Annotated in this window: 12 protein-coding genes and 4 pseudogenes; 2 read left to right on the forward strand and 14 right to left on the reverse strand. The window is 58.0% G+C overall.

All coding sequences use genetic code 11. The features are described 5' to 3' along the window. Positions 1–8 precede the first annotated feature (8 nt). The 5 genes from C8029_RS14695 to C8029_RS14715 all read right to left on the reverse strand — a co-directional run bounded on the left by C8029_RS14695 (position 9) and on the right by C8029_RS14715 (position 5,105). Positions 9–842, reverse strand: a complete 834-nt coding sequence (locus C8029_RS14695; protein ID WP_009572689.1) for a shikimate dehydrogenase family protein — start codon at positions 840–842, stop codon at positions 9–11. Then, on the reverse strand, positions 839–2,341 hold the full coding sequence (locus C8029_RS14700; protein ID WP_152003194.1) for a tripartite tricarboxylate transporter permease: 1,503 nt from the start codon (positions 2,339–2,341) through the stop codon (positions 839–841). The genes C8029_RS14695 and C8029_RS14700 overlap by 4 nt, the downstream gene beginning before the upstream one ends. Then, positions 2,341–2,913: a tripartite tricarboxylate transporter TctB family protein gene (locus C8029_RS14705; protein ID WP_009572687.1), complete on the reverse strand. Its 573-nt coding sequence runs from the start codon at positions 2,911–2,913 to the stop codon at positions 2,341–2,343. Before C8029_RS14705 ends, C8029_RS14700 begins: the two co-directional genes overlap by 1 nt. Positions 2,914–3,018: 105 nt before the next feature. Further along, on the reverse strand, positions 3,019–3,966 hold the full coding sequence (locus tag C8029_RS14710) for a tripartite tricarboxylate transporter substrate binding protein (RefSeq protein WP_226946348.1): 948 nt from the start codon (positions 3,964–3,966) through the stop codon (positions 3,019–3,021). Between the two features lie 224 nt (positions 3,967–4,190). Continuing rightward, positions 4,191–5,105, reverse strand: coding sequence for a LysR family transcriptional regulator (locus C8029_RS14715; RefSeq protein ID WP_009572685.1), 915 nt, complete (start codon positions 5,103–5,105; stop codon positions 4,191–4,193). 126 nt (positions 5,106–5,231) lie between these two features. On the opposite strand from C8029_RS14715, the gene C8029_RS14720 reads away from it, so the two are divergent. Next, positions 5,232–6,926 carry an FAD-dependent oxidoreductase gene (locus C8029_RS14720; protein ID WP_152003171.1) on the forward strand — a complete coding sequence of 565 codons (1,695 nt, stop codon included), beginning with the start codon at positions 5,232–5,234 and terminating at the stop codon, positions 6,924–6,926. A 2-nt stretch (positions 6,927–6,928) separates the two neighbouring features. Beyond that, on the forward strand, positions 6,929–7,723 hold the full coding sequence (locus C8029_RS14725; RefSeq protein ID WP_152003172.1) for a sugar phosphate isomerase/epimerase family protein: 795 nt from the start codon (positions 6,929–6,931) through the stop codon (positions 7,721–7,723). Between the two features lie 94 nt (positions 7,724–7,817). On the opposite strand, the pseudogene C8029_RS23140 reads toward C8029_RS14725, so the two are convergent. The 9 genes and pseudogenes from C8029_RS23140 to C8029_RS14770 form a co-directional block, all read right to left on the reverse strand. Continuing rightward, positions 7,818–8,011: pseudogene (locus C8029_RS23140) on the reverse strand (helix-turn-helix domain-containing protein); the annotation flags it as partial. Positions 8,012–8,323: 312 nt separating this feature from the next. Then, positions 8,324–9,103, reverse strand: a complete 780-nt coding sequence (locus tag C8029_RS14735; protein WP_009572681.1) for a TIM barrel protein — start codon at positions 9,101–9,103, stop codon at positions 8,324–8,326. A gap of 31 nt (positions 9,104–9,134) precedes the next feature. Continuing rightward, positions 9,135–9,928: pseudogene (gene iolB / locus C8029_RS14740) on the reverse strand (5-deoxy-glucuronate isomerase). Continuing rightward, positions 9,921–10,835, reverse strand: a complete 915-nt coding sequence (iolE, locus tag C8029_RS14745) for a myo-inosose-2 dehydratase (protein ID WP_009572679.1) — start codon at positions 10,833–10,835, stop codon at positions 9,921–9,923. Before iolE ends, iolB begins: the two are co-directional and overlap by 8 nt. A 37-nt stretch (positions 10,836–10,872) precedes the next feature. Then, entirely contained in the window at positions 10,873–12,717 is a 1,845-nt protein-coding gene (gene iolD, locus C8029_RS14750; RefSeq protein ID WP_009572678.1) for a 3D-(3,5/4)-trihydroxycyclohexane-1,2-dione acylhydrolase (decyclizing), read from the reverse strand. 4 nt (positions 12,718–12,721) lie between these two features. Beyond that, positions 12,722–14,631, reverse strand: a pseudogene (locus C8029_RS14755) (bifunctional 5-dehydro-2-deoxygluconokinase/5-dehydro-2-deoxyphosphogluconate aldolase). Positions 14,632–14,643: 12 nt separating this feature from the next. Continuing rightward, positions 14,644–15,744, reverse strand: a complete 1,101-nt coding sequence (locus C8029_RS14760; RefSeq protein ID WP_353617610.1) for a Gfo/Idh/MocA family protein — start codon at positions 15,742–15,744, stop codon at positions 14,644–14,646. A 121-nt stretch (positions 15,745–15,865) separates the two neighbouring features. Then, positions 15,866–16,686 (reverse strand): annotated as a pseudogene (locus tag C8029_RS14765) (ATP-binding cassette domain-containing protein). 1 nt (position 16,687) lies between these two features. Then, complete coding sequence (locus C8029_RS14770; protein WP_009572674.1) at positions 16,688–17,794, reverse strand: ABC transporter permease; 1,107 nt, start codon at positions 17,792–17,794, stop codon at positions 16,688–16,690.

Here is a 17,794-nt window from a genome sequence, read left to right on the forward strand (position 1 = left end):
AAGTGAGCTTAGGACAAAAGATCTTGGCGCAGGCGGTCTTGGTCAAGCGGCAGGTTGGTGAACAGGCCCCAAGCGTGAACGCCTTGGAAAAAGAACAATTCCCAGCCCGAGATGATGTCGAGACCTTGGGCCGCGGCATCGGTCAAAAATTCGGTCTCGACGGGTGTGTAAACCGCATCAAAGGCCCATTCGGCCCCCTCCATCGCTGTGGCGGGCAGGGGGGTTCCCTCTTTGCCAACCATACCAACGGGTGTGCAATTGATCAAACCGGCGGCACCTTTGGCGGCCTCTGCGGCGCTGTCAAAGACCGTGACCGTGGTGTCGGGCGCGGCGGTGCGCAGATCGGCAGCAAGGTCCTCGGCCTTGGCGCGGTCCATATCGACCAGACGAATTTCAGCCGCACCAAGGGCAATGAGGCCAAAGGCCACAGCCCGGCCCACACCGCCAGTGCCGATCATCAAGGTGACTCCCGTGGGCATCGCGGCGCGCTGGCGGGTGTAGGCGGCGACAAAGCCGGAATAGTCGGTGTTAAAGCCTTTGGTGTGGCCGTTCTCGAAAATAGCGGTGTTGACCGCGCCGATCGCCCGCACCAGAGGATCATCAATCTCGACCTTGGCCACCACTTTTTCCTTGTAAGGGTAAGTCACATTGGTGCCGCGATAGCCCTTGGCCGCCAGCCCTGCGAAAATCGTGTCCCAGCTTGCACCGATGTCATGCGGGACAAGGCGGTCATAGCGGACATGCTTGCCGTTTTGTGCGCCGCAGAGCTCATGCAGACGCGGGGAGCGGGAGGCGGCGATATTGTCGCCGATCAGGCCGAGGAGAATGTCGGGAGCACTCATTTTGAAGCGGTCTCTTTCTTGCGGAATTTGGTCCAGAGCGGGGTTTGCGACGCAAAGATCAGGATCACGGCGATAAACAGCACGAGCGACAGCGGGCTGGTCACGATGCCATGGAAAAACCGGCCAAGGTCTTCGCGTTCAGAAATGATGGCGCGCCGCCAATTGTCATCCAAAAGGCGCGACAGGATCACACCGAGGATCACGGGACCAAGCGGATAGCCATAATGGCGCATGAAATAGCCAAAGACGCCAAAGCCAAGCATCCAATAGACATCGGTGATCGAATTGTTCACCGCATAGGCCCCGACGATGGACAAGAGCAGGATCAGCGGGATCAACACAGCGCGCGGCATTTCGACGATTTTGGTGAACAGTTTGATGCCGGTGAGGCCAAACAGCAGCATAAAGAAGTTGGCCATGACCAAAGCGCCGACAATGAACCAGAACATATCGGGTTGCTCGACCATCAACATCGGGCCGGGGTTCAGCCCGTGAATGAACAGCGCGCCGATCATGATCGCGGTCACCGCGTCGCCCGGAATGCCCAGCGTCATCATCGGGATAAAGGCCCCGCCCACGGCAGCATTGTTGGCGGTTTCCGGTGCCACAAGGCCCTCAATCGCGCCTTCGCCAAAGGGACGGGACGGGTTTTTGGTGACGCGTTTGGCGTGATCATAGGCCATCAACGCCGCGATATCGCCGCCGGTGCCGGGGAGGGCGCCGATCAGAACGCCGATGGTCGAGGTCTGAAGCGACAGCGGCAAGTGTTTGCGGATCGTGCCAAAGGAGGGAACGATGCGGTTGATTTTCTGGCGGATCGCGGGGGTATCGACGTGGTGGAGTTGCATGAGAGCTTCGGAGACGCCAAACATGCCGATCATCACGGCGATAAAGTTGATGCCGCCGCGCATCAACGGGATGTCAAAGGTGAAGCGTTCGGTAAAGGTCAACGGGTCCATGCCGACTGCGCCAATGGCAATCCCAAGAGCGCCCGCAAAAATACCTTTGACCAACGACCCGGAGGACAAAGAACCGACAAGCAGAATGCCGAGAACGGCCAAGAGCATATAGTCACGCGGTTGGAATTTAAGCGCGAAATCCGAGACGACCGGGGCCAGAACGCCCAGCACAACGATCCCGACCAGACCGCCGAAAAACGACATGACGGTGGTGGTGCCGATGGCTTCACCGGCTTCGCCGCGTTGCGCCATGGGGTAACCGTCCATCGCGGTGGCGATGGCAGAGGGCGCGCCGGGGATGTTCAAGAGGATCGCCGTGCGCGAGCCACCGTACACGCCGCCCATATAGATGCCGATCATCAGCGAAATCGCGGGCAAAACATCCCAGGAGAAGGTGAAGGAAATAAGGATCGACACGGCCATGGTCACAGACAGGCCGGGGATCGCGCCGACGTAAACGCCCGCAAATGTGCCCACGCCGACAAGTACCAACAATTCAGGATGGGTGAAAATCGTCAGAAATGCCATGAACGCGTCCATCATGCACCTCCTTTAAAAAGATTGCGCAACAGCTGAAGGGCCTCAGCCTCGGGAACGATGCCAGCGGGCATCAAGACAGTGAACACGATGCGGAACACCAGATAGATCGCGAGCAGGCTGCCCAGCGAGACGAGCAGGGTGAAACCCCAACTGCGTTTGGAGAGAAGTTTGATCGACGCAATCAGGAAAAGCGCGGATGTTGGCAAAAATCCAAGTGGTTTCAAGAGGACGCCATAGGCGACGAGAAACAGGGCAAGGATAATAACGAGCGGGGGTGTGATGTCTTCCATCACGGTTTCGTCTTCTGTTTTCGACAGTTTCACAGTGCGCCAAAAGACAATCGCCACGCTGATCAGCATCACGGCCGCTGTGGCCATGGGGACAGATCCCGCGCCGGACAGCGCCTCAAACCCGGAGATTCCATAGGCGTTCCACAGCAGGACACCGCTGAAGATCACGAGACATGCAGTAAAGACAAGCTCGCCAGGGCGACGTTTGTCGACGATGCCACCAGGGGTAGCGTCCGATGAGCCGTCCCGCGTCGAGTCATGGTGATGAACGTGATCTTGCATCTCTCCTCCAAGAGTTTGTCTGCTGTGAATTGAAACACCGCCCCTTACCGGAAAGGGCGGTGCCAGTGTTCGGCCAAAGCCGAACGCGTTTTGGACGTCTGGTGCTTATTCGCCGGGACGCGCGATGCCGAACTCTTCCGGCGAAGATTTGGTCATGCCAGCGTCTTGGAGCAACCACGTGGTGCCTTGCTGCCATTTGGTCAGGAAGGCCTCGGCTTCGTCGCCCGAAATGCTCATCAAGGTGAAGCCACGGGTTTCCATCAGGTCGGTAAAGTCCGGATTGGTCGCGGCCACGGCAAAAGCGCCTTCGAGTTTTTTAACGACATCATCGGGTGTGCCTTTTTTGACGAAAACGCCAAAGAAGGGACCCCAGGGCAGATAGGTCGCAAAGCCTTCGTTGGTTGCTGACACCGGAGCAACGCCCGGAAGGTATTCGTTTTCTTCGATATCTACCACGGCGAGGGCTTTGATTTTGCCAGCGCGCACGCTTTCAATTGCAGCCCCCAAAACCGCAGGCATCACGTCGATTGCGCCCCCTTGCAGGGCGGTCAATGCCGGGCCGTCACCATCGTAAGGCACAGAAATCACGTCCAGATCGCCTTCGACCGTTTCGATCATCGCAGTGACAACAGAGGGCACACCGCCCGGACCTGTGGAACCAAGGCGCACTTCACCCGGATGCTCTTTGATATATGCGATCATGCCAGCGTAATCGTCAAACGGCGCATCCGCACCGGCCACAAGAATGGGCGTGCCGCGGGCCAGAATGTTGATCGGGGTAAAGTCGGAGTAATCTTTGTCGCCAAAGCCCATGACTTTATACAACAGCGGGTTTTCAGCCCCCATCAAGATTTTGTAGCCGTCAGCATCCTCGTTTGCGACATGGTTCAATGCGATGGCGCCAACACCGCCGGTCATGTTTTGCAACACGATTGTGCCATCCAGGATCTCTTCGGCATGCGGCGTCACGGCACGCATCACAGTGTCTGTCGATCCACCGGCGCCCCATTGGATGATCCCTTGGATTTCCTTGGCTGGGTACTCCTGTGCCACGGCGGCAGCGACATAAGGCTCAGTGCGGAGACTGCGCCGATCAAGAAACGTTTCATAGATGTCCTCCCATCAATGTTGTGCAGAGCCTTTGGTTCTTGGCCCGCCTGTGCATAACAGATATGCAAATTGTGAATAACGTCAAATACCGAAACTTTAATATTATTAACCTAGTGTTATTTTATCATCTGCCACCGCACAGTTTTGCGCGCAAAAGCGATGCCATTTTAGGAGCTTAACGGCTCAGTCGCTGCAAGCACCAGTTCTTTGCGAAACTGCGTTATCGCGTATTCGGCAAAGCTGGATAAGACGCGCCCCTGTTTTTTGACCACATAGCTGCGGATGCAGCTGGCCTCTTTCAGCGGACGACGCACGATCCCGGGCATGTACACTTCGGCAACGGAAAAGCGGTCGATCAACGCAACGCCAAGACCATGGCGCACGAGGCTGACAACGGTTTGGGCAAAACGACCACGCATACTGTGTTGCATGTCTATGCCGTGATCCAGAAACGGTTTGACCAGCAAAGCGCCATAGGGATCATCGGGATCGACCCCGACAAGAGGTTCATTGACCAGATCGTGGACCGAGATTTCGTCTTTCTCCGCCAAAGGATGCCCCTCTGGCAACACACAGACCAACGTGGTCGCGGCGATCTCTTCGGTTTCGATACCGGGGTTATCGACCTTGGAGCTCATGATCACAAATTCGCCCCGTTCCAACAAAAGGTAGTCGACGGTCTCTTCGATCTTGAGAATGTTCAGGTCGATATACAGATCGGGGAAACGGGAGCGGACATTGCGCAGGGCACGGGCGGCGATGAATTGGGCGACGGAGGGAGCAGAGGCAAAGGCGAGTTGAACGTTTTCGCCTTTTTGCAGGCTCTCAAGAGACAGTTGGAGGTTTTCAACCCCCTTATAAACGGCGCGGATTTGGTCGAACACGGTTTGCGCCTCGACGGAGGGGACAAAAAGCCCGGAGCGGCGTTCAAACAGCCGCAGGTTCAGCGTCTCCTCGGTGTGCTTGATCAACCGGCTGACACCCGGCGCAGACACGCCGAGATACTCCGCCGCGCCCATGATCGTGCCGCGCAACATGACCGCACGAATGACTTCGATTTGTCTCAGGGTGATATCACGCATGGATGGGTCCTCATCGGGCACTGACGCTCGGTTATGAATAACACAATGTTAATGTAGAAATATACATGATACTTGACGTTAATTCATGCAAGTATGAAAAGTCTTTCCAATTTGGAGGAAAATATCATGACTGCTCACGCGACCCCTTCCCAAGAGACCTTTGATCTGATCGTGATCGGGTCTGGTGCGGGCGGGCTGAGTGCCGCCGTGACCGCTGCGCATCTGGGGCGCTCTGTTGTCGTGCTTGAGAAAGAGCCGGTGATGGGAGGGACCTCGGCCTGGTCCGGCGGATGGATTTTTGCGCCCCGCAATCCGGTGGCGCAGCGCGCGGGCATCGTCGAGGACATAGACGCGCCGCGTCAGTATATTAAGGCCGTCACGGGCAACTATTACAAAGAGGAAAAGGTCGAGGCCTTTCTCGATGCCGCCCCGAAAATGGTCGCCTTTTTCGAAGACAACACCGCTCTGCAATTTGACGGCGGCTTGGTCATTCCCGACACCTACGGCCATCAGCCGGGTGCGGGCATGGGCGGGCGATCGGTGATTGCCAAACCCTTTGATGCGCGGGCTTTGGGTGCGAGCGTGAACATCCTGCGTAAGCCTCTAAAAGAGACCTCGTTCAAGGGTATGACGATTCAATCCGGTGCCGATCTCAAGGCCTTTATGACCATGACGCGATCAGTCAAATCCTTTGCCTATGTGACCCGCCGCGTATTGCGACATTTCCGCGATCTTGCGTTTCACAAACGGGGCATGGAGCTGCGCAATGGCGCGGCTTTGATTGGACGCTTGATGAAATCGGCCAAGGATGCGGGGGTTGATCTGAGAGTGTCGCAATCCGTTTCTGGTTTGATTTTTGATGGGGGGCGCATCACAGGCGTGCGCCTGAAGGATGGGTCAACGCTGATCGGCAAATGTGGCGTTGTTCTGGCCTGTGGCGGCTATGGTCATGATCTGGCGCGTCGCGCGGAAACCTTTGAACGCAATGACGAAAACCTGACCCTCGCCGTGCCCTCGGCAACGGGCGACGGGCTCCGGCTTGGCGAAGCTGTCGGTGCCGTGATGGATCTCGATCTGGCCAGCGCCACCGCCTATTGTCCGGTGTCGCATGTTGTGTGGCCGGACGGGTCCAAAGGCCCGTTCCCTCATATCATTGATCGCGGCAAACCCGGTGTGATCGGGGTGCTTTCGGACGGCAAACGGTTCTGCAATGAGGGGCTTGGCTATCATGATTATGTGACATCCATGATGGATGCGGTCGACGCCGATGCCCCGGCGCGCTCCTGGCTGGTTTGTGATCATCGTTTCTTGCGGCGTTTCGGACTTGGCGTCGTGCGGCCTGCGCCGGTGCCCTTTGGCTACTGGGTCAAGTCCGGTTACCTCAAAACGGGCAAGACGATTGCGGCGCTGGCCAAGGCCTGTGGTATTGATCCGTCCGGGTTGGAGACAACGGTGGCTGAGTGGAATGAGGGTGCCCGGCGTGGCGAAGACCCGGTCTTTGGGCGCGGCCGCACCGCCTATATGCGGCTTCAGGGCGATCCCGAATATACTCCAAATCCGAACGTCGCCCCGATCGAGCAGGGGCCGTTTTATGCGGTCGAGGTTGTGCCGGGCAGCTTTGGCACCTTTGCGGGCCTGAGCACCGATGGATCGGCGCGTGTGCTGGACGGGCAGGGGCACGTCATCGCGGGTCTTTACGCGGCGGGCACGGACAATGCGAATGTGTTTGGTGGGTTTTATCCGGCGGGTGGGATCAACCTTGGGCCTGCCATGACCTTTGGTTTTGTGGCCGGACGTCATGCCGCCACACAGGAGATTTGATCATGTCCCGTCCCTTGAGTGCCGCCCACCTCACCGCCATCGACCTTGCCCCGCCGCGTTTCATCGAAGCCGCCGCCAAAGCCGGGTTTGATGGTGTCGGACTGCGGCTTTTGCGCGTGACGGACACGTCCCCCGGTTATCCGCTGTCTGACGATCCCGCGATGCTACGCGCCACCAAAACGGCGATGGCCGCCACCGGGATCACCGTTGGTGACATCGAGTTTCTCAAGGTAACGCCTGACACGCGGGTTGCGGACTATGAGTGGTTGTTTGACATGGGGGCGGAGCTTGGGGCGCATCACCTGATCACCGCCCCTTATGACCCTGATCTGTCGCGACTGTCCGACACGCTGTCTGCGCTGGCGGAGGCCGGTAAATCGCGCGGCGTGGCGATCATTCACGAGTTTTTCCCTTGGACCGATGTGCCCGATCTCGACACTGCGTTGCGGGTGGTGGAGGCGGCCGGACCTGAGGTGCATCTCTTGGTCGATAGTTTGCATTTTGATCGCTCGGGGTCCTCGCTTGCCCAGCTTGCTGCGATTTCGCCCGATCGTCTTCCCTTTGCGCATCTGTGTGACGCGCCTGTGGCCGAGCACTATACAACCGATGAGTTGCTGTTCACCGCGCGCGAAGCGCGGCTTGCGCCGGGCGAGGGCCAGATTGATCTACGCGCTTTTGTGGAGGCTTTGCCTGACGATCTGCCATTGTCGCTTGAGGTGCCGATGAGGTCTGCAGAGGGGGCCGAAGCTGTGCTGGCTCATGTGTGCTACATCGCACGGCATTGGCTGGCGCAGTGAATAACATTCATGACACGCCTTCATGACCTCGGACAGGCCGAAGACGGCTGTCAAAGGCGAGATGCGCTTTGAAAAGGTAGGTTGCGCCTATAACAGCCATTTCGAAGTATCCTGCGTACGTCTTCGGGACGGCATCATCAGCCCAGAAGTTCCTTTTGATCTCTCGGCGGGTGGTTGAACGATCTCGATCAAGTGTCATAGAGATCTTTGTCTTGGTGGCCTTCGCCTGAAGCATCTCGCTAAGATTCTACGTTCATCTAGAGTCAATTTTCGGTAGGGTCGTTTTATCATATCCTCCTGATTTACATCGAGGCTTGATCGAGGCTGTGGCCTCAATGGATCCAACATCTGATCGCGAAGCTGTAGACCATTGATAGGAAGTTTCGTTTGAGTTTTTCGCATCTGGTTGTCAGTCTGTGCATGTCCTTCACTCTGCAAAAGAACCGTTCGACAAGGTTCGTTTTGCGTAGACATCTGGATCGTGCGGCAACCAATCCCAACGAGCACTTTGCCGGATGGTGGGCGCGCGCACGGCCCAACCTCAGCGAATGTTCGAGATCCATATGGCCCAACGCCACATGGGTCACAAACCGGGAATAATTATATTGTAAATGCGGCGCGGAAGGCGGCGAGCGCGGCATCTGGATCGTTGGCGGCAAAGGCCTCCATGCCAACAGGTCCACGGTATCCCATCTCGTCGAGCGCCCGCGCAACGCCTGTATAGTTGATTTCGCCCGTGCCCGGCTCGCAGCGGCCCGGATTATCCGCGACTTGCACTTCACCGATCCAGGGCAAGCAAGCGGCGCACCACCGCACCAGATCGCCTTCGCCAATTTGGGTGTGATATAGGTCCAGATTGATCCGCAGTTGGGGGCGATTGACGGTTGAAACCAGCGCCAAAACATCAGCCGTAGACCCGAAAGGGCACCCCGGGTGATCCAGCGGATTCAGGTTTTCCAATGTAAACGTTACGCCTTCTTCCTCGGCCATGTCGCAAACGCGGTGCAGCGTATCAATGGCACGCTGCATCATGCCGGGGGAAAACACTCCATGACGCGGGATCGGAATTCCGCCATCGCCCAGACCGGTGCCATGCAGATTAAGCCGGGCAACCCCAAGCCGTTTGCCAACGTGAGCGGTTTCACGGGCCGAAGCGAGAAGGGTTTGGGCGCCTTCTGCGTCGCTCAAGCGGCCTTGGAGGTAGCCATTCATGATCGTGAAGTTCGCCCCCGTGGCCTCCAACTTGGCGAGATCATGGTCGGGCCAATTCCATAGGCCAACTCCAAATCCCATCTCTTTGAGGCGCGATGCGCGCCATTCAATCGGCTTGTCCTGCCACAGCATTTCAGCGCATGCGGCCAGTGCAAAAGGTTGGGTCATATTCATATCTCCGGGACCACCCAAAGGCGGATTACATAAGGTGTTCAACTTCAGGGGCTGCGATAAAACGCCATTTGCGCAGCGGCCCGGCCATGACGTTCAAGTAATACATCTCGAACCCATGCGGCGCACCGCAAGGATGATGGCCACGCGGCACGCAAACAACGTCGCCATCATGAACCGCCATGGTCTCATTGAGCTGCAAATCGTCTGTATAGACCCGCTGGATTCCAAAACCATTCGCCGGGTTGATCCGGTGGTAATAGGTTTCCTCAAGATAGGTGATATTCGGGAAGTCGTCTTCGTCATGGCGATGCGAGGGATATGACGACCAATTGCCCGCTGGGGTGAAAACCTCGGTCACCAAAAGGCTATCGCAATAATCCTCATTCTCCATTGCGATGTTGTTGATAAATCGGGAATTTGACTCTTCGCCCCGTTGGGTCAGGGTGATGCCATCGGGACCGATCCGTCGCGCCTTGTGCCCGGAGTGACCGGCGCCCGACAGACCGCAATCGTGCAGTCCGTCGTGGCCTCTGCCTCCCAGTCTTCTCCGTTCGGAACATACAGGCAATGCGGCGGGGTCTTCTCAAAGACATTCATGCGATGGCCAAGCTCACCCCATTCCTGATCCGCAGCGGTAAAGCGTGCCTTCCCCTCAACCATCACGAAGATCACCTCGGTCTTGCCCGTCGCATCCGAAATTTTTTCCCCGGTACGCAATTTGAACAGGTCAAACCCCACATAGCGCCAGCCCGCCGACATGGGTGTGATCTGATGCACTTTTCCGTGCGTTCCAAAGGGACGTTTCAAAAGATCAGACATGTGCGCCTCCGTCGAAAAAACCGGCGTCGCGTGCGAGCCGTTTGAGAGTGGCCAGGCCAAGGGTCTGATAGAGAAGCGGATTGCGCTGGTCGGGGTCCTGTTCAGCCTCAATCACGATCCAACCGTCATAGTTGTTCTCGGCAAGAACCTTCAGAAGCGGAGCAAAATCCACCCCCCCTTCCTGATCGCCTGGCACGGTAAAGACCCCAGCACGCACACCATCCATGAACGACAGCGCGTCCCCCTCGACCTTGTCCCGGATCACGGGGCGGACGTTCTTGGCGTGAAAATGGCGGACGCGGCCGATATGCCTGCGCAACACCACCTCAGGATCGCCGCCACCAAAAACACAGTGACCGGCATCAAACAGAAGCTTCGTCGCAGGCCCCGTGGCCGCCATGAAAGCGTCGATATCCTCAGGCGACTGCACGACAGTGCCCATATGGTGGTGATAGACGAGATCAACCCCTTGATCAGAGCAATATTGCGCAATCTCTTCCACCTTAGCCGCAAACTCGGCCATACCGGCACGATCAAGCACCGGGCGATCCGACAGCGGCCTATCCAGCCCCTGAACCGAATTCGACGTTTCGCATGCAATGCAGACCTTGCAGCCGTTGTGCTTTAGCTTGTCCAAATGCGGCTGGATTGCAGTTTTCTCGTCCTCAATCGAATGCGAAAGCAGGTTGAGCGAGTGCCAGCCCGAGATAAAGGCGAGCCCGTATTCGGCCAAAAGCACACGCAGAGCCTCTGGGTCATCCTGCGGCCAGCGGTGGCCATTCTCGATTCCGTCAAAGCCGATCTGCCGACCCGCCTCGTCCAGGATACGTGCGGTCGGAATATCGGCGCCAAGGGTCTGGTCGTCGTCGTTTGCCCATGCAATGGGATTTGTCCCGAACTGGATCATCGGTTGTCTCTCCTATGGCGGAATGCCCGCCGGGGTGTCAGTTTATCAGCCGTTGGCGGGTCAAGTTTTCAAGGTAATCGGCATAGGCGGCGCGCGATTTTTCCGTTTTGCTCACTGCCGGAACAGCGACATCCCACCAATGCCCCGCAGCGCCGAAGCCCGGACCTTCCTCGGCGGTGGTCTCGATCACGATGACGGTGGGAATGTCGCGACCGCGGGCATGTGAAATCTGGACTTCCAAATCGGCGATGCCCTCGGCCTTGACCGCATAGGCCCCCATCGAGGCCGCATGGGCAACATAATCAATATCGGGCTGGGCCTCGACATTGCAATCGGCATACATGTTGTTGAACGGCGCGCCACCGCAGCCGAGCGTTTGCAGGCGGTTGATACAGCCGTAGCCACGGTTGTCTGTCAAAATCACCGTGAAAGGCACCTTGCGCATCACCGCCGTTGCCAGTTCCGAATTCGCCATCATGTAGGATCCGTCGCCGACAAAACAGATCACGTCGCGTTCGGGTCGGGCCAATTTGAGCCCCATGGCGCCCGCAATTTCGTAGCCCATGCAAGAATAGCCGTATTCCATGTGATAGCCGCCTTGGGATGGTTGCCACAGCAGCTTGAGCGCCCCAGGCATGGTGCCCGCGGCACACATCGCGATGGCGTCTTCCCCCGTCGCGCGCTGAACCGCGCCGATCACCTCGGCATCCAGAGGGCGGCCGTCTTGTGTGGCCTCGCGCGGCAAACAATGGGCCGTGACGGCGGCCAACCACTCCGTCCGACATGCGGCATCGACCGCGGGGGCTCTGTGATTGCCTAGGGCGGCGGAGATCTTTTCCAGTGCCACTTTGGCGTCCGAGACCATCGGGATCGCGCCATGTTTGACCGCGTCATAGGCCGCCACGTTGATCGACACCAACCTGCGACCGGGCTTTTCAAACAACGTCCACGACCCGGTTGTAAAGTCCTGAAACCGTGTCCCCACACCGATGACCAGATCGGCATCTTTCGAAACGGCGTTGGCGGCGGCAGAGCCGTCCACACCGCTCGCGCCAAAATTCATCGGGTGAGCCTGCGCCAACGCCGACTTGCCGGCCTGAGTTTCGACGACAGGGATGTTGTGCGTGCTGGCAAACGCGGCGAGTGTGGCCTCCGCATCGGAATAGATCACGCCTCCGCCGCAGACGATAACCGGATTGGAGGCGGATTTGATCATCGAGACCACTTCGGCGAGTTCGAGACTGTCCGGCTCGGGGCGGCGCACGCGCCAGACTTTGGGGTCAAAGAATTCAACCGGATAGTCGTAGGCCTCGGCTTGCACATCCTGACAGAAGGCAAGGCAGACAGGCCCACAGTTGGCCGGGTCGGTCATCACCGTCAGGGCGCGCGGCAAGCACGTCAAAAGGTGCTCAGGTCGGGTGATCCGGTCGAAATAGCGCACCACCGGCTTGAAGCAATCATTGGCCGAAATGGTGCCATCTTCGAAGCTTTCAACCTGTTGCAAAACCGGATCAGGGCGGCGGTTGGCAAAGACATCGCCGGGTATGAACAACACCGGCAGACGGTTGACATGCGCCAGCGCGGCTGCGGTCACCATGTTGGTGGCACCCGGCCCAATGGAAGAGGTCACCGCCTGTGCGCGGTGGCGTTTCAGCCCCTTGGCATAGGCAATGGCCGCATGTGCCATGGTTTGCTCGTTCTGGCCACGCCATGTTGGGAAACCGTTGCCCGCGTCTTGCAAGGCCTCGCCGAGCCCCGCCACATTGCCGTGGCCGAAAATCCCCCAAATGCCGTCGATAAATCGGTCACCCTCTTTGGTGAGTTGCACGCTCAGCCATTTTACCATGGCCTGCGCGGCGGTCAGTCGGATTGTTCCGCTCATCAGATCACTCCACATTTAGACGAGCATCTGCCCGTGCCTTGTCCCACACCGAACACAGAATCTCATAGCGCATCGCCATCTGTGTCACGGCCTCCGTATCGCTCATCTCGCCCTTCATCCAAGCCCGTGCCGCGTCTCCAAAGATCGTCCGGCCGACGGCAAAACCTTTGACCAGCGGCTGTTTGGCAGCCAACGCAAAGCTCTGCGCAAGATCGGCCTCGGGCGCGTCCAGACCCAGCACAACGATCCCTCGCGTCCGCGGATCATTGCGTTCGATCGCGGTCACCGCGTTTTGCCACGCAGCGTCCGTCTTAAACGGCTCAAGCTTCCACCAATCAGGGTAGACACCCGCATCGTAGAACTGCTGGATCAGGGTCGCGCTTGTGGTGTCGTCCACGGGGGCGACCTTGGAGGGGATCACCTCCAGCAGAAATTCAAGATTGTTGCGGCGCGCGCCGTGAACAGCCGCTTGACGCGACCTTCCTGCAACGCGCGGGTTTCGGGCGTGTCGTCTGGGTGGCAAAAAACCAAAAGCTTTACCACATTCTCGCGCGCCCATTCTTTGAAACGGCCGAGGTCAAGCCCAAGGTCCTCTTCAAACGCGATCGGGCGCGACCCCGGCAGCTCGGTCGGGCGACCGATCCACAGGCCAGAGCCGGACGCGGCGTGCAGGGCGGACCGTCCAATGCGATTGTCGCATAAGATACCGTACCCGGGCTGACCATTCTGGACCTTGAGCGCCGCCGCGAGGCAAAGCTCTTTGAACAGGCTGCCTTTGTCTTTCGAGTAGCCGTCCATCTCTTCAAGTTGCAGGCGGTGATCAAAGGCAAAGGTGCGTATGGTCGACCAGTCGCCATGCCGATTTGTGGCCCAATGCACCTGTTCCAACTCGGTGTCGTTGCGCAGATCTTTGCGCACAATACCGCGATCAAAGAAAAACTGTAGCTCATCCCAGCTTGGATAGGCCGGGGTACAGCCGTGCCGACTGACCGCAAATGCCCCACAGGCGTTGGCATATTTCAGCGTGGTCGACCAATCTTCACCATCAAGCCAGCCTTTGAGCAGACCCGAAAAGAAACCGTCGCCCGCGCCCAGAACATTAAATACCTCAATCGGAAAGCCTGGCCCGGTCTGGCCATCGTCCAGGCTGTCAGGAATATCACCGTCAAACGCCACCGCACCATCCGCTCCGCGCTTGCACACCAGCGTCGCCTTCGAGACCTTGCGCACGGCACGCAGCGCTTTGATCGTATCGGTCGAGCCGCCCGCGATATGGAATTCTTCCTCGGTCCCGACAATCAGGTCGAAGTAATGCAGCGTCTCCATCAGCTTGGCGGTGACCTCAGCGCTTTCGACGAAGCGGCTTTCACCGTCGCCGTGACCGGCCAGTCCCCAAAGGTTTGGGCGATAGTCGATGTCCAGTGCCGTCTTCAATCCGTACTGACGCGCCAGTTTCAATGCCTTGATGACGGCGGCCTTAGTGCGCGGGTGGCTTAGATGGGTGCCGGTCGCAAGGACCGATCGCGCTGACGCGATGAAAGCCTCGTCGATGTCCTCCTCACACAGCGCCATATCCGCGCAGTTCTCACGGTAGAAGATCAGAGGGAATTGCGTCTCATCGCGGATGCCAAGGATCACCAACGCAGTCAGACGCTCGCCGTCGGTTATGACGCCTTGGGTCGAGACGCCATGACGCTCCAACTCTTCACGGATGAAGCGGCCCATATGCTCGTCACCAACGCGCGTGATCAGGCCAGACTTCAGGCCCAAACGCGCAGTGCCACAAGCGATGTTGGTTGGAGAGCCCCCGATATACTTGTCAAATGACCCCATATCCTCGAGCCGTCCGCCGATTTGAGATCCATATAGGTCTACGCCCGCACGGCCAATCGTGATTACGTCAAGCTTGGTCATATGTCTCTCTCCTTAAGGCGCCACCGGGCGACCGTTCGAGGTCGCCATCGCGTGAATGATTTTCTCGATTTTCAGGCCCTCGGCGAAATCAGGACCGCAGGGCGCATCGCCCGCTATGGCGCGGATCAAGTCGCGGGCCTCGATCACTTTTTGCTCATTGAAACCGAAATTATGGCCCGGGGCAGGACAGAAGGCCGCGTAATCGGGTTGCTCCGGCCCGCTCAGGTGGCGAGTGAAGCCCGCGTCATCTGTTCTGTGGAGCCAAAGTTCGTTCATATTCTCTTGATCGAAGATGATCGTGCCATCGGATCCTTGCACTTCCCATTGCAAGCGACACTTGCGCCCGCGTGCGACCCGAGAGGTCGCAAACACGCCCTGCGCGCCGGAGGCAAAGCGGATCAACGCCAGCGCACTGTCCTCATTTTCAACCGCCTTGGGGCCCTCGGGAGAGTGCCGCAGGGGAATGGCGATCTGGGTCTGGGCGGTCAATTCGGACACATCCCCCATCAGTTGGATCATCACGCTGACCAAGTGGCACCCAAGATCACCAAGCGCCCCAAGACCGCCCGCTTTTTTGGTCATCCGCCATGACCAAGGCAGGTCCGGATCAGCGCTGTAGTCCTCGTCATAGACCCCGCGAAAGGTCAGCGGCGCGCCGATCCCTCCCTCCGCCAGTATTTTGCGCGCCATTTGAAAGGCGGGTGAGCGCAGATAATTATAGCCAAGAAGCGTCACCTGATCGGGATTTCGCGCGGCAAAGGCGGTCATTGCTTCGGCATCTTCCAGCGTCAGTGCCATCGGCTTTTCCAGCCAGACATGCTTGCCGGCCTTCAGCGCGGCCTCTGCCATCGGTCGGTGCAGACTATTGGGCGTTGTGATCGACACCACGTCGACCGCAGGATCGGCAATGGCGGCCCGCCAATCATCGGTGCTTCGCCGAAATCCAAACTGGCGAGCAAAACGGACGGCGGAGTCTTTTGTGACATCACTCAGAATTTCCAGTCGGGGCGGCTCGCCCCCGAACACCGTCGCAACCTGACGCCATGCCAGCGCATGGCACTTTCCCATAAAGCCTGTGCCGATCAGGGCCACACCAAGCGATTTATCCGGCATTTTGTACATTTTACACACAATTTCCTAAAGTGCGCTCGGAAGGTCGTTCCGCGCCTTACTGTCCAAGGACCTGCAAACTCTCCGGGAATGAGCTGCGCGCGCAGCCCATCCCGGGAGGAGTTCAGATGGTACCATCAAGCGATCCTTCGAGTGCGGCCATTTCTTGACCGCCCGCCATGAGGTCTTGAAGCTCTTCGGGAGTGATTTCTCCCCGCTTGGCTGTCCCTAACGTTTTACCTCGATTGAGCACCGTGAACCGGTCGCCAACAGCCAGCGCATGACGCACATTGTGGCTGATAAAGACAACGCCGATGCCCTGTTTGCGCACCCTGTCGATGGTTGCCAGAACATTTGACGTCTGGCGCACACCCAGCGCCGAGGTTGGCTCATCAAGGATCAGAACCTTAGCCCCGAAGTAGACAGCACGCGCGATGGCGACGGTCTGACGTTCACCACCGGACAGTGTGCCGACGGCTTGATCGGGACCGCGCAGGTTGATGCCCATCTGACGCATTGCCTCAATGGTGACCTCATTGGCCTTGGCCACGTCAAACCGTTTCATCAGCCCCCGTCCTGTCGTTGCTCGCGTCCCATGAAAAAATTTCGCGTCACGCTCATCAATGGGATCATCGCCAGATCTTGGAACACGGTCGCAATCCCGGCCTCCATCGCGTCACGCGGGGTGGCGAAATTCAACGGTTTGCCTTCAAACAGGATTTCGCCCTTTGTCGGTCGGTGTACGCCCGACATTGTTTTGATGAAGGTCGACTTGCCCGCGCCGTTATCACCCAAAAGGCAGTGGCATTCCCCGGGTCGAACATCAAAGCTGACCCCGGCAAGAGCGATGATATTACCGAAATGCTTTTCAATGTTTTTCATTTCGACAATCGGACTGTCGTTTTGTGTGGCGTCGCCATGATGGAACTTGGTGTCTTGAGTCATCTCAGCGCTCTCCCGTCACTCGTTTGCGGATGGCATTGTTGAACATCACGGCGATCAACAACATTCCGCCGAGAAACACCTGAAACCAGTCCTGATCGAAGTTGGTATAGGTCAGCCCGATGACGACCATGCCGAAAATGATCGAGCCAAAGAACGCACCGATGGCCGATCCATACCCGCCAGTCAGCAAACACCCACCAACCACTGCCGCGATAATCGCCTCAAATTCCTTTTGAAATCCGCGCCGTGCGTCTGTGGATCCCGCATCCATCACGGTGATGATGGCCACCAATGCTGCACAACATGCGGTCAGCATGAACAACGAAACCTTGACCTTGTTGACCGGAACACCGGAGTTCGAGGCCGCAGTCCGGTCCCCACCAGCGGCGAAGATCCAGTTTCCGACCGGCATGCGCAAAAGCACATAGGTGGCGATCAGAGCGATAGCGACAAACCAGAGGATTTCGACTGGGATGCCAGGTACTTTTGGCGTGCCATTATTGAAGGTTGCCACAAGGCCCATATCCGCGAGCTTCGCAAACAGCCCCGGAAAGGCGTCCCCGGAAAAGACTGGTGCCAACCAATCGTTTTCGACCGCTTCGCGCACACCGCGCAACTGTGTCGAGCCACCTGTGGCCCATTTCAGCCCGACAAGCGACAAGCCGCGCAGGATGAACAAAAAGGCCAGCGTGACAATGAACGACGGCAAACCCGAGCGAATAACAAGATTTCCGCTCAACGCGCCAACAGCGCCCGCAAAGATAAATGTCAGCGGAATTGCGGCGACCAGCGGCAAGTGCCATGTGACCGCACAGACACCGAAAAACAAACCCGAAAAGGCCACCATAGAGCCAATTGACAGATCGAATTCCCCGCCGATCATCAACAGCGCCGCGCCAATGGCCAGAATGCCCAGTTGGGATGCGGGGGTCATAAAGTTTATGATACCCGACAGGCTGAACATTGATCTGTCAGCGGTAATGGAAAAGAAAATTACAACCAGTATGACGCCCGCGACGGCCCCAAGTTCCGGACGTTTGATCAATTGCGCAAATAACGGTTCGGCCTTGAGCCGTTCGTCCGCAGCGCCTTGGACGGTATCATTCAT

The sequence above is a fragment of the Roseobacter sp. TSBP12 genome, from assembly GCF_009129705.1.
GTDB lineage: Bacteria > Pseudomonadota > Alphaproteobacteria > Rhodobacterales > Rhodobacteraceae > Celeribacter > Celeribacter baekdonensis_A.

Excerpts from the sequence above, each read along its gene's own strand:
- C8029_RS14695 (WP_009572689.1), bottom strand. The coding sequence starts at position 842 with ATGAGTGCTCCCGACATTCTCCTCGGCCTGATCGGCGACAATATCGCC.
- C8029_RS14700 (WP_152003194.1), bottom strand. The coding sequence starts at position 2,341 with ATGGACGCGTTCATGGCATTTCTGACGATTTTCACCCATCCTGAATTG.
- C8029_RS14705 (WP_009572687.1), bottom strand. The coding sequence starts at position 2,913 with ATGCAAGATCACGTTCATCACCATGACTCGACGCGGGACGGCTCATCG.
- C8029_RS14715 (WP_009572685.1), bottom strand. The coding sequence starts at position 5,105 with ATGCGTGATATCACCCTGAGACAAATCGAAGTCATTCGTGCGGTCATG.
- C8029_RS14720 (WP_152003171.1), top strand. The coding sequence starts at position 5,232 with ATGACTGCTCACGCGACCCCTTCCCAAGAGACCTTTGATCTGATCGTG.
- C8029_RS14725 (WP_152003172.1), top strand. The coding sequence starts at position 6,929 with ATGTCCCGTCCCTTGAGTGCCGCCCACCTCACCGCCATCGACCTTGCC.
- C8029_RS14735 (WP_009572681.1), bottom strand. The coding sequence starts at position 9,103 with ATGACCCAACCTTTTGCACTGGCCGCATGCGCTGAAATGCTGTGGCAG.
- iolE (WP_009572679.1), bottom strand. The coding sequence starts at position 10,835 with ATGATCCAGTTCGGGACAAATCCCATTGCATGGGCAAACGACGACGAC.
- iolD (WP_009572678.1), bottom strand. The coding sequence starts at position 12,717 with ATGAGCGGAACAATCCGACTGACCGCCGCGCAGGCCATGGTAAAATGG.
- C8029_RS14760 (WP_353617610.1), bottom strand. The coding sequence starts at position 15,744 with ATGCCGGATAAATCGCTTGGTGTGGCCCTGATCGGCACAGGCTTTATG.
- C8029_RS14770 (WP_009572674.1), bottom strand. The coding sequence starts at position 17,794 with ATGAATGATACCGTCCAAGGCGCTGCGGACGAACGGCTCAAGGCCGAA.